11 protein-coding genes and 1 tRNA gene are annotated in these 11,927 nt (G+C 65.5%); 10 read left to right on the forward strand and 2 right to left on the reverse strand.

Going from position 1 to position 11,927, the window contains the following annotated elements; all coding sequences use genetic code 11:
- Nucleotides 1-310: 310 nt before the first annotated feature.
- Complete coding sequence (locus tag L1F31_RS05800; protein ID WP_346732498.1) at nucleotides 311-1,573, reverse strand: serine hydrolase domain-containing protein; 1,263 nt, start codon at nucleotides 1,571-1,573, stop codon at nucleotides 311-313.
- A 97-nt stretch (nucleotides 1,574-1,670) separates the two neighbouring features.
- Entirely contained in the window at nucleotides 1,671-3,422 is a 1,752-nt protein-coding gene (locus L1F31_RS05805) for a biotin carboxylase (protein ID WP_265419720.1), read from the reverse strand.
- 184 nt (nucleotides 3,423-3,606) lie between these two features.
- Between L1F31_RS05805 and L1F31_RS05810 the strand changes: the two genes are divergently transcribed.
- From L1F31_RS05810 to L1F31_RS05855, 10 genes are all read left to right on the forward strand, one after another.
- The gene (locus L1F31_RS05810; protein ID WP_265419721.1) at nucleotides 3,607-4,056 is read left to right on the forward strand and encodes an FAS1-like dehydratase domain-containing protein; all 450 of its coding nucleotides are present in this window, start codon (nucleotides 3,607-3,609) and stop codon (nucleotides 4,054-4,056) included.
- Nucleotides 4,053-4,496, forward strand: coding sequence for a MaoC/PaaZ C-terminal domain-containing protein (locus tag L1F31_RS05815; RefSeq protein ID WP_265419722.1), 444 nt, complete (start codon nucleotides 4,053-4,055; stop codon nucleotides 4,494-4,496). Before L1F31_RS05810 ends, L1F31_RS05815 begins: the two co-directional genes overlap by 4 nt.
- Entirely contained in the window at nucleotides 4,493-5,590 is a 1,098-nt protein-coding gene (locus tag L1F31_RS05820) for a UDP-N-acetylmuramate dehydrogenase (RefSeq protein WP_265419723.1), read from the forward strand. Before L1F31_RS05815 ends, L1F31_RS05820 begins: the two co-directional genes overlap by 4 nt.
- Before the next feature lie 42 nt (nucleotides 5,591-5,632).
- Nucleotides 5,633-7,282 carry a metallophosphoesterase family protein gene (locus L1F31_RS05825; protein ID WP_265419724.1) on the forward strand — a complete coding sequence of 550 codons (1,650 nt, stop codon included), beginning with the start codon at nucleotides 5,633-5,635 and terminating at the stop codon, nucleotides 7,280-7,282.
- Nucleotides 7,283-7,408: 126 nt separating this feature from the next.
- A tRNA-Trp gene (locus L1F31_RS05830) sits at nucleotides 7,409-7,481 on the forward strand.
- Nucleotides 7,482-7,577: 96 nt separating this feature from the next.
- Nucleotides 7,578-7,856: a preprotein translocase subunit SecE gene (gene secE / locus L1F31_RS05835; protein WP_265419725.1), complete on the forward strand. Its 279-nt coding sequence runs from the start codon at nucleotides 7,578-7,580 to the stop codon at nucleotides 7,854-7,856.
- A gap of 82 nt (nucleotides 7,857-7,938) precedes the next feature.
- A complete protein-coding gene (nusG, locus tag L1F31_RS05840) occupies nucleotides 7,939-8,829 on the forward strand; it encodes a transcription termination/antitermination protein NusG (protein WP_265419726.1) in 891 nt (296 codons plus the stop codon).
- A gap of 327 nt (nucleotides 8,830-9,156) precedes the next feature.
- Nucleotides 9,157-9,594 (forward strand): 50S ribosomal protein L11, encoded by a 438-nt coding sequence (rplK, locus tag L1F31_RS05845; RefSeq protein WP_166970592.1) that lies wholly within the window; start codon nucleotides 9,157-9,159, stop codon nucleotides 9,592-9,594.
- 64 nt (nucleotides 9,595-9,658) lie between these two features.
- Nucleotides 9,659-10,354 (forward strand): 50S ribosomal protein L1, encoded by a 696-nt coding sequence (rplA, locus tag L1F31_RS05850; RefSeq protein WP_265419727.1) that lies wholly within the window; start codon nucleotides 9,659-9,661, stop codon nucleotides 10,352-10,354.
- A 230-nt stretch (nucleotides 10,355-10,584) separates the two neighbouring features.
- Entirely contained in the window at nucleotides 10,585-11,880 is a 1,296-nt protein-coding gene (locus L1F31_RS05855; RefSeq protein WP_265419728.1) for a helix-turn-helix domain-containing protein, read from the forward strand.
- Nucleotides 11,881-11,927 lie beyond the last annotated feature (47 nt).

Genomic DNA, 11,927 nt, shown 5'->3' on the forward strand with positions numbered 1-11,927 from the left:
TGGCGATTCGGACACACGCTCAGGATCGGCGGCAGGGCCACCCCGCACCGTTGGCAGCACAACCACCCGGTGCACCAGGTGGATATGCCGCTGCCGGTGAGGGATGCCGAGGTACCGGGAGGAGGTGCCGCTGCCGGTGAGGGATGCTGCGGCGGGACGTGCGCGGCAACAGGAGGGTATGCCGGGCACGGTGAGGGATGCGGCGGCGGCACGTGCTCGGCAACAGGAGGAGGTGCCGCTGACGGTGAGGGATGCTGCAGCGGCACGTGCGCGGCAACAGGAGGGTATGCCGGCCCCACCCCCGCCGGGACTACTTCGCGGCGGCGGGGGCTGTGGTGTTGACGGCCTTGGCCAGTGCTTCGAAGGCGCGGATCGTCGGGAACAGCTTCCCCGCGTCCTGCGGCAGCCCCCAGCTGGAGAGCTTGACGCCGACGACGTTCGCGCCCGGGTTCATGTAGATCATCTGCCCGTGGATGCCCAGGGCCAGGAAGGCGTGGGAATCGGGGAAGGGGAACCAGAACTGATTGTGATAGGCCCCGCCGGGCATCCGATTGTCGCCAGGGCCCTCGGCGAAGGCCTGCCGCACATCTTCCGACGTCGTCAGGGTGTCGCCGATCCATGTCGTCGGTGCGACCTGCTGGTCGGTCAGCGACTGGCCGCGGTTGGCGTAGACGTAGCCGAAGCGGGCGAGGTCACGCAGAGTGGTGTTGATGCCGCCGTCGAACATCCCGACCCCGTACTGGTCGGTGGCGATGAGCGCATCCTGCTCCGCACCGATGCGTGACCACAGCACCCGCGACATCAGCGTCTGCATGGACTCGCCGGCGATCTTCTCGCACACCCAGCCGAGCACATCGGTCTCGCACGACCGGTATTCGAAGACCCCGCCGTGCTCGGACTTGGCCTCCAGAGTGGCGAGGAACTCGTACATTCCGATGCCCGGGTTCTCCCGTTTGGCCTCGGACCAGCCGATCTGCTCCTCGATCTGCCTGACTTCGGACTTCGGGTCGAGGTAGTTCTCGGAGAAGCGGATGCCCGAGCGCATGTCGAGGACGTGTCGCACCGTGGCCCCGGCATAGCCGGACTCGGCGAGCTCGGGAACATAGTCGGTGATGAGACGGTTCGGATCGAGGTCCCCTGCACCGACGAGCACGCCGGCGACCGTTCCGACCAGCGACTTCGACACCGACATGAGCAGATGTTCGGTCCCGGGTGTCATCTCACCGAAGTACTCCTCGGTGAGCACCGTGCCGTTGTGCATGAGCATCCACGCGTCCGTGTCCGAGTCCTCGATGACGCTGCGAACGGTGCGTGTTGCGGAGAATTCGGTGGCAGGGACCTCCACCTCGCCGAGGTCCTGCAGATCGGCCGGAAGCTCGGCCACCGGTCCGGTGCCACGCGAGATCGGCGTCGTCGGCAGCACCCGTTCGACGTTCTGGAACGACCACCGGACAATGTCGGGGTCCTGCCAGTTGTCCCGATCGACGCCCACCGCAGGATCGGCGACGAGCGGATCATCGACCCCCGCCGAGGTGGGGGTGGGCATGGCATTGTCCGGTGACGGTTCGGTCACGGCGTCCCTTTCGATCGGGTCGGGAATTGTGCACTTCCGCGGCGGGTGCAGCCCCGCCACAGCATCTGTGACGAGGCTACCACCGGGGATCTGAGGCTCAGTCGCCCTTCGCTCCGGGTCCGCCGAGGGCCGGTGACGGATCCTCCGGGGCGACCGGGACGCCGGCATACATGGCACGGATCGAATCGATGAAGTGCTTGGCCCTGATGCTCAGCGCATCGGGTCCGCCGACGTTCGTCTGCAGCGGGTTCTTCGTCACCAGCACCCCGAGGTCGGCGCCCTTCCACCGGTAGTCGCCGGCGCCGAAGATGCGCAGGAAGAACACCTCATTGCCGTTCTGCAGCGGGTGCCAGTCCAGTGCCGCCCGCTTATAGGTCAGGGTCCCGTACTGGTCGAGGTAGTACTGACCCGTCAGGGGCGAATGGGTGATGTACTCGGTGATCGGAGCCGTCTCCTTGATGATCATCTGACTCCACTCGTCCGCGCCGGACAGCTCCTCCCACCGCTCATTGATCTCGTCGACGTCGAGGTCGAATTCGACCTCGAGGTACTCGAGGAGATGGAACAGGAACAGCGGCACATCAGCATACGCGCCGGCCGTGACGTTCGTGATCGCTGAGGCGCCGGAGATGCGCGGATTGAGCTCACCGAGGTAGCACACGTCGTTGTCGAGATCGACGAGGACATCGACCTCGAAGAACCCGCGGTAGCCGCGCTTGCGCAGACCCTCACCCATCCGGCGCACGAGGTCGCGAGTCTGCGCCCGCTGCTCGGCGTTGAGGACGTCGGGTTTCATCTCATTTCCGCACCAGCCGCCCTTGTACGGGGTGAGCTCCGCGAAGCCTGCGAGCTCGGTCAGATACGGGCCGACGACCACACCGCTGGAAGTGATGACCGCCTCGACGGCGACCGGGGTGTTGTTGATCCGCTTCATCACCTTCAGCTGCTCGCCGATGATGTCATCCTTGTGCGTCTCCCAATCGGCGGCCTTGGAGATGAAGAACGTCGTCTTCCCCGAATCGCCGTAGGGGGTCTGCACGACCAGATCCGTGCCCAGCTCCGCCTCGGCGGCCTTCTCATTGAGCTCTTCGTAGGTGTCGGCAGTGGTGAGGACGTTCGGGACCGAATACGCACCGGCTTCATTGCCGAGCTTCGTCGTCTCGATCTTCGAATCGAGCTGATTGCGCAGAGTCGCCGAAGGCAGGATGAGGTCGTAGCCGAGTTCCCGGCAGATCCGCTCGGTCTCCTCGTCGAAGAAGACCATCGCCACCTTGACCCGCTCGCCGTGGGGGACGTTGCGCGTCATGTGCGCACGCACCTCGGCGTTGAGCAGCAGCCAGTTGTTGATCGCCTCACCCGATTCGAACTCGACATAGGGCTTGTAGCGCGGTGAGAACACCCGGGGGTGCGCCCCGTCCCACCCGTCGTAGTAGGTGACATAGGAGAAGTTGCGCACCCAGCGATCCAGGCCGAGGAGATTGAACGGGGTGGCGCCGACGAAGTAGATCGGAGTCTGATTCGTCCGGAAGAAGTGCCGCACCTCGGAGATGTTGCGCAGCGGCCGACGGATCTGGACGCGGTCGGCCTCCTTGCCCGCATAGGCGGCGTCGGTGGCGACGGCGACCTCGACCTGCGGTTCGGAATCATCGCGCACGGCCCCCGCCGCAGGGGTCTGCGCGACGGCGGGTGCGGCGGTCGACTTCGCTGCGGTCGGAGCGGAGACGGCAGGCGCGCTCGGTCCAGGCGAGTGCGGAGAGGGAACGGCGACTGCGTCTTTGACTCGAGCACCGGGTTTCGCTGTCTGCACGTCGGGTCCCGCAGGGCCAGCGTCAGGGGATTCGTCTGTCATCGCTCTACTCCTTTGCAAACGTGATGTGGACAACATATACCAGTTTCACAGTCATGGGCCCGATGGTGCATCAAATGTGTGAATGAGACACGAACGGGCGGTCAAATCTTCGCCGGTGGGCATCGAGCCACGGCCGTGCTTTAGGCTGGTGCCGATACTGTCCACAGTGGAAAAGAGAGCGCATATGCCGGTGAATACCGAGAAGCAGGGGGCCTCGTTCACCCTGCCGCAGCCCTATGAGGTCTCACGGGAGGCGGTCGCGGAATTCGCGCTCGCCACCGGAGCCAAGGCCGATTACCATTTCGACGCCGAGGCGGCCGCCGCGCTGGGCTACCGTGACGTCGTCGCCCCGACGACCTTCGCCGTGATCATCGCGCAGAAGTCCGAGGCCGCGTACATCTCCGATCCCGATTCGGGCATCGACTTCTCAAAGGTCGTCCACGGTTCCGAGCAGTTCTCGTTCACCCGCCCCATCGTCGCCGGTGACGTGCTCTCGGCCGTCACCCACGTCGACGGAGTCCGCGCCGCAGGCGACAACGCCATGATCACCACCCGCACCGAGATCACCGATGCCGCCGAGCAGCCCGTCGTCACCGTGACCTCGACCATCGTCGTGAGAGGAGACGGAGAATGAACCCCATCGACTTCTCCGCGCTGACCATCGGAGACACCGTCGTGGAGTCCGAGATTCCGCTGTCGCGGGCCTCGCTCGTCGACTACGCCGCGGCCTCGGGCGATCACAACCCGATCCACTGGAACGAACGCTTCGCCCGCGAGGTGGGTCTCGACGGCGTCATCGCCCACGGAATGCTCTCCATGGCCGTCGTCATCGCCCCGCTCGTCGAATGGCTCGGCGACCCCGGCGCGATCGTGGACTACCGGACCCGCTTCTCCGCACCCGTGCCCGTGCCCGATGCCGAGTCGGGGTCTCCGGCGACCCCGACGACCTCGCTGACGATGACGGCCACCGTCGGCGCGGTCGACGCCGCAGTGGGCACCGCGCGCATCGACATCGCCGTGAAGTCCGGTGCGGCCGACGTCCTCAGCCGCACCCAGGTTCGGATCTCACGGTGACCACAGCCGTGAATGAGGATCTCTCGACATTCACCACCTTCCGCCTCGGCGGTCCGGCACGGCACGTGACCATCGCCGAGACCCGCGAGGAGCTGCTGGACTTCTGCCGCGCTCACCCGATGGAGCTGAGCGGTGCAGACCGCTCGGACGTCCTCTTCATCGGGGGCGGTTCGAACCTGCTCATCTCCGATGACGGCTTCGACGGTGCGGTGTGCGTCGTACGCACGACGGGCGTGAACACGACCGAGACCAGCACGGTCGACACACAGGTCACCGCCGAGGCGGGGGAGGACTGGGATGCGTTCGTCGCCCACACCCTCGACCTCGGTCTGTCCGGGCTCGAAGCGCTCTCCGGCATTCCCGGCTCGGTCGGGGCGACCCCGATCCAGAATGTGGGCGCCTACGGCACCGAGGTCGGTGAGCTCATCACCTCCGTCGAGGTCTTCGACCGTGTTGCCGGGCAGATCCGCCACCTCAGCGCCGTCGAACTCGAATTCGGCTACCGCACCTCGGCGCTCAAACGGGCGCAGATCGCGGCCGGCACCCCGCAGTTCGTCGTGTTGTCGGTGACCTTCGACCTCCAGCGCAGCGAACTCTCCCTGCCTGTGCGCTACGCCCAGCTGGCATCGACCCTGGACGTCGAGATCGGCACCCGAGTCCCGGCGGCACTCGTGCGGGACAACGTCATCGCTCTGCGTCGCTCCAAGGGCATGGTCCTCGATGCGACCGACTATGATTCCTGGTCGGCCGGGTCGTTCTTCACCAACCCCATCGTCGACGATCCCGAGAAGCTGCCGGCGGAGGCCCCGAGGTATCCGGTGACCGATCCGCTCAGCGGGGCGAAGATCGAAGGGAAGACGAAGACCTCAGCGGCCTGGCTGATCGAGCACGCCGGGTTCGCCAAGGGGTTCAGCATCGGTGAGGGGCGTGCGGCCCTGTCGAACCGACACACTCTGGCGCTGACGAATCGCGGACACGCGAAGACGGCCGATGTGGTCGAACTCGCACGCGCCGTCGTCGACGGCGTCGAGGACGCCTTCGGCATCACCCTCGAACCGGAACCGACGTTCATCGGCTGCGCACTGAACCGGTGAGGACCGCCGTGGCGAAGCAGGGTCTTCTTTAGACTGGTGGGCGTGTCTCCACGTCGCAGAACCATCACCCTGATCATCACCCTGGCAGTGGTCGGTCTCCTGACCCTGCCGTGGGCGCTGTTCACCTCGCGAGCCGATCTCACCTTCGGTCCGCACGAAGCGCAGTACCAGATCACAGCGGACTCCCGGCTGACCGTCGACTTCGGTCCGCTGGGAAAGCTGCTGGTTCCCGCTGAGGACTTCATTCCGCTCGGCCTCGGGCTGCAGGTCTCCATCGGTGAGATCCCGGTCTCCGGGGATGCCAGTGATGAGCAGCGGCCCGCGGCTGATCCCGGCGACGTCGAGGACCCCGGCGGGGGAGCCGTCGACACCCTCGGGGGAGACATCGCCTCGTATGCGACGCTGTTCTCGGCCCCGCAGGCTCAGATCGACCAGGTCATCCAGGGGCTGAGCCAGGAGATCCTCACCCGTTGGGCGCTCGCGATCTGCGTGATCACCGGGGGCCTGGTCGGATTCGCCGTGTTTCTCGGCCCGCAGCGCATGAGCGCCGTATCCCGTGCCTTCGTCGGCAAGGAGCTCCTCGGCATCGGACTGGTCGTCGTGTTCGTCCTCACCGGCCTCGGCACCGTCGTACTCAACCGGCCGAAGCCGATCTCAGCCGATCCGGCCTTCGACGGAACGCCCCTGGCCGGATCCCAGGTCACGGGCCGCCTCGGCGGGATCATCGACACCGCGTTCACCGCGGTGCAGGACTTCGCCGACGACAACGATGCGTTCTACGACCAGGTGCTTCACACGCTGCGCGCTGAATGGAACGACCGGCCGATCTCCGGGAACTGGACCGATCAGGGCCTGGTCCCGCCCGCCGGTGCGGGAGACTCCGGGGGAGACGGCGGGGCCGCCTCGGGGGAGGACAGGGGAGTCACGACATTCGTCTTCGCCTCCGATATCCACTGCAACGTCGGAATGGCCCGCGTCGTCGGAGAGGTCGCGGCGATGAGCCGCGCCGATGCGTACATCGACGGCGGCGACATCTCCATGACCGGCACCTCGGCGGAGAACTACTGCCTCGACGTGCTCGACGATGAGCTGCCGGACACGCTGCCGCGGATGATCGTCAAGGGCAATCACGACTCCATGGAGACGACCCGGCACGCGAAGAGCGCGGGATGGAAGGTGCTCGAGGATTCGACGGCCGAACTCGGCGGAGTCACGTTCTTCGGTGCCGCAGACCCCCGACGCACCGTCTTCGGCTCCGGACCGCAGCTGGAGACGGAACTCACCGCCGACCAATACGCGCAGCGACTGCGCGACGAAGCCTGCGCAGCCGACTTCGACATCATGCTCATCCACGATCCGGCGGTCGGCGCCCCTGCGCTGCGCTCGGGGTGTGCCGACTACGCTCTCAGCGGACACTGGCACCGGCGCGTGGGGCCGGAGACGTTCGGATCGGGAGTTCGCTACGTGAGTTCGACGACGGGCGGGGCGCTGCCGAATGCGCTCACCCCGGGACCGCTGCGGATGGATGCGGAGCTGAGCATCATCCGCGTGGACAACCGGACGAAGCGCCCCATCGACATGCAGCTGATCACGGTCAACCCCGAGCGGGAAGTCCGAATCGACCCATGGGTGAGGTTCCCGCGGCCCCTGCCGCTCGCAGCCCAGCCGCCCACCGAGGAGACGAGCGGATGAGTGAGCGTCGACACGCTCAGACAGCCCTTCGGGACGTCGGTTCGACGAACTGCGGTCGGGCACGGTATGCTCGTTTTTCGTGGTCGGGCACCACGGAGATCCGCAAGGCTCTCACCGTCCGACCGAAGGGGTGTGGCGCAATTGGTAGCGCAACGGTCTCCAAAACCGTAGGTTGCAGGTTCGAGTCCTGTCACCCCTGCGCAGTTGACTCTGCCGAAGTCCCATCGGCCAGGCGCCGTCCTCGACCGGCAAGAACAATTGTGAAGCCCCAACGAAACCGACCGATTGAGGATGTGTGAGCGACACACCGGCAAAGAAGACTGGCAGCGCACCCAGCAGTGCCTCCGGTCCCAAGAAGCTCGGGTTCTTCGGACGAATCCTGCAGTTCTTCCGCGAGGTTGTGGCAGAACTCGAGAAGGTCGTCACCCCGACGCGGAAGCAGCTGGTCAATTACACGCTGGTCGTGCTGGGCTTCATTCTGTTCATGATGCTTCTCGTCACCGGCCTCGACCTGGTGTTCGGCAAACTCGTCGGATTCGTCTTCGGCGGAACGCCGCTGTGGCCTTTGTGGTGACACGCTGAATCCAGCGATGCACCTTATGCTGAATCTTCACTCCCATCCGGGAATCACAACACGCGAAGCGAGGAATTGATCGGTGTCGGATACCAACTCACCTGAGCAGGAGACCCCTGAGACCCAGGACGTCACTCCCGAGGAGTCGGGTGCCGCTGTGGTGCCCGAAACCGAAGCCGCGGACGTCGACGCAGTCGATGCCGACGACGTGACCGCCGAAGAGGCCGACACCGAGGCGGCCGAGCCCACCGCTGATGCGGACGTTGCTGAGTCCGATGATTCAGATGCTGCCGCGGATGCCGGCGACGGCGACTCTGCAGACGGCGATGCCGAGGAAGCCGGTGCCGACGAAGTCGACCCGGCCGAGGAGTTCAAGTCCGAGCTGCGCATGCAGGAGGGTGACTGGTACGTCATCCACTCCTACGCCGGCTACGAGAACCGCGTGAAGCAGAATCTCGAGAACCGCACCATCAGCCTCAACCTCGAAGAGTACATCTTCGAATCGCAGGTGCCGATGGAAGACGTCGTCGAGATCAAGAACGGCCAGCGCAAGCAGGTTCGTCGCGTCCGCATCCCCGGCTACGTGCTCGTCCGCATGGAACTGACCGACGAATCGTGGGGCGCCGTGCGCCACACACCGGGCGTCACCGGATTCGTCGGCAACGCCTACGACCCGACCCCGCTGTCGATCGACGAGGTCTTCTCGATGCTCGCCCCGGTCTTCGAAGAGCGCCAAGCCGAAGCCGCCGCTGCCGAAGGCCCGGCCGCCGAGGCTGCTGCGAAGTCCGCCCCGATCACCGAGGTGGAGTTCGAGGTCGGCGAGTCCGTGCTCGTCAAGGAAGGCTCCTTCGAGGGCCACCCCGCCACCATCCAGGAGATCCGTCCCGAATCGCAGAAGCTCACCGTGCTCCTGTCGATCTTCGAACGCGATGTGCCCGTCGAGCTCGGCTTCGACCAGGTCAGCAAGCTCTGACACCGCACTGATGAGCACGCCGCCGCGCTGCGGCGGCTCTCCAAGACGAGGGGCCCGGATCATTCCGGGCCCCTCGTCATGTGCGGGGCCACATCGACCGCGTCGGATTCACGTGGGCGGAGGCGAGAACGGCTGCGTCGGATCCGCGGGGGAGGGGCGGCCGCCTCGGCGATGGGGGATCCGGTGATCCGCCTCACGGACATTTGCTCCCGGGCCCGCGCGCATGGAATACTGGTGTGGTTTGATTGCGGCCCTTATCGGAGGCCGCCATCGAACGATGTGCTGTATATGTCTGGCACATCGAAACTTCAAGATTAAGGACCGTACATGCCTCCCAAGAAAAAGGTAGCCGGCCTCGTCAAGCTCCAGATTCAGGCAGGTGCCGCTAACCCGGCTCCGCCGATCGGTCCGGCGCTTGCCCAGCACGGCGTCAACATCATGGAATTCTGCAAGGCCTACAACGCCGCCACAGAATCCCAGCGTGGAAACATCGTCCCCGTCGAGATCACCGTGTACGAAGATCGTTCGTTCACCTTCGTTCTCAAGACCCCGCCGGCCGCTGAACTCATCAAGAAGGCCGCTGGAGTGAAGTCGGGTTCGGCTACTCCTCACACCGTCAAGGTCGCTCACCTGAGCGCCGACCAGGTGCGTGAGATCGCCACCACGAAGATGCCCGACCTGAACGCCAACACCCTGGATCAGGCCGACCGCATCGTTGCCGGAACCGCGCGTTCCATGGGCATCACCACCGACATCGAGGTCTGAGACCTTACCCCACACAGTGGCAGGGCCCACGCAGCCCACACCACGACTGCAAGGAGCAAAGCAGATGGCAAAGCGTTCTAAGGCCTACCAGGCCGCGGCTGAGAAGATCGCCGCAGATGTGAACTACGAACCGGCTCAGGCAATCGCCCTGGCCAAAGAGACCACGGTGGCAAAGTACGACGCCACTGTCGAGGTCGCCCTCCGCCTGGGTGTTGACCCCCGCAAGGCGGATCAGATGGTGCGCGGCACCGTCAACCTTCCGCATGGTACCGGTAAGACCGCCCGGGTCCTGGTGTTCGCTGCCGGCGACCGTGCAGAAGCTGCCCGTGAAGCAGGTGCTGACTACGTCGGCTCCGATGACCTGCTGGAGAAGGTGGCCGGAGGGTTCACCGACTTCGATGCCGCTGTTGCGACCCCGGACATGATGGGCAAGGTCGGTCGTCTCGGTAAGGTGCTCGGTCCCCGCGGCCTGATGCCGAACCCGAAGACCGGTACCGTGACCATGGATGTCGCCAAGGCCGTCACCGACATCAAGGGCGGAAAGATCGAATTCCGCGTCGACAAGCACTCGAACCTGCACTTCATCATCGGAAAGGTCTCCTTCTCCGAGGAAGCTCTGCAGGCGAACTTCGAGGCCGCCATCGACGAGATCCTGCGTCTGAAGCCGTCCTCCTCGAAGGGCCGCTACATCAGCAAGGCCACGATCACGACCTCGAACGGCCCCGCCGTTCCGGTCGACCACTCGGGTCTGCGCATCTGATCGACTGATCAGGCCAGACGAGAGGGCGGGAAGCGAACATTCGCTTCCCGCCCTCTTGCTACCTGACGGGTCCCCAGCACCCTGGCGCCAGGGTGCTGGGGACCCGTCAGGTAGTGCGGAGGGCTGCTCCTGTGGTCGGGTGAGGTCTTGCCCGAACGCGGGACGACGGTAAGCTTGGGAGAGTTCGAGGCTCTTCTCAGATACTCGCCAATGGAGGTGACTCGTCGGCCATGGATTCGACGCTGCTGCTTGAAGACGCTTATCAGCGCGCCGTGCGCCGGGCGCATGAGAACCTGCATCCGCAGTCGCCTGGTCTGTCATCGATCGAAGCGGCCCGGGAACATACTCATCTTCACGGTGTGCGCGCCTCGGTGCTGGAATCCTGGAATCGATCGCTCGATCGTCTGCGGGACCCTGCGGGTGCTCGGGTGCATGTGGCGTATGAATCCCAGCAGCTGTCCGAGGTGAGACGTCGACACCCTTTTCACACGATCATGCCGCTGCTGCGATCGCATCTGATCGAACCCGCGAAGGATGCCGGCCTGTTGGCGGCGCTCGGTGATGAGCACGGACGCCTTTTGTGGGTGGAAGGCGAGCGGAGCGTGCGCAATCGGGCAGAGTCCATGGGCTTCGTGCCCGGAGCCGACTGGTCAGAGGAGATCATGGGCACCTCGGCGCCCGGCCTGGCCCTGCAGTCGGGATCTGCCGTGCAGATCAGCCGGGCCGAGCATTTCGCCCCCGACGTCCACTCGTGGAGCTGCAGCGCAGTGCCCGTGACGCACCCGCTGACCGGGCAGGTCATCGGCATCATGGACATCACCGGCGGCGACGACGCGGTGTCCTCAATCGTTTTGCCGCTGCTCTCGTCGACGGCGAAGGCCGCCGGTGCCCGCTTGTCCGAGCTCTATACGCCGCACCAGGGACGATGGGACGGCGCCGAGGTGGCCGAAACGGAACTCACCGTGCTCGGCTCCGGTCCCGCCCTGAGCTCTCCCGACCGGCCGACCATATCGCTGACCAGGCGACACGCCGAGATTCTGCTTCTGCTTCACCGCAGTCCCGACGGAATCACCGGTTCCGGTCTCGTCGAACGACTGTGGCCGATCGGCGGCAGCGAAGTCACCGTGCGCGCGGAGATCACCCGGCTGCGCAGAGCCATCGGCGGTTTCGAGGACCTGAGCATCGAAGCTCGCCCCTATCGTCTCCGTGGGCATCTGCACTCTGATCTGGATCGGACCCTCCAGGCACTGGCGCAGGGCGACATCGACTCCGCGCTCGAGCTGTATCGGGGGCGTGTGCTACCGGACTCGGACGCTCCGGGTGTGAGGGAGATCGGAGCCGAGGTGGATGCGCTGATGCGCGAGTCCCTCCTGCAGGACGGCACCTGGCAGCAGCTGTGGCGCTATGCCGAACTCCCGGACTTCCGTGATGACAGCGAGATCCTCATGGCCGTTCTCAGACTCGCGCCTCCCGATGCCGTCGAACGCAATATGGCTGTCGTGCGTTTGGAGGCACTCGGGCGCTGAGAGCCTTCGGGGCTCCGGCTCTTACGATGCGCGGGCCGATCAGTGTG

The organism is Brevibacterium spongiae (assembly GCF_026168515.1).
GTDB lineage: Bacteria > Actinomycetota > Actinomycetes > Actinomycetales > Brevibacteriaceae > Brevibacterium > Brevibacterium spongiae.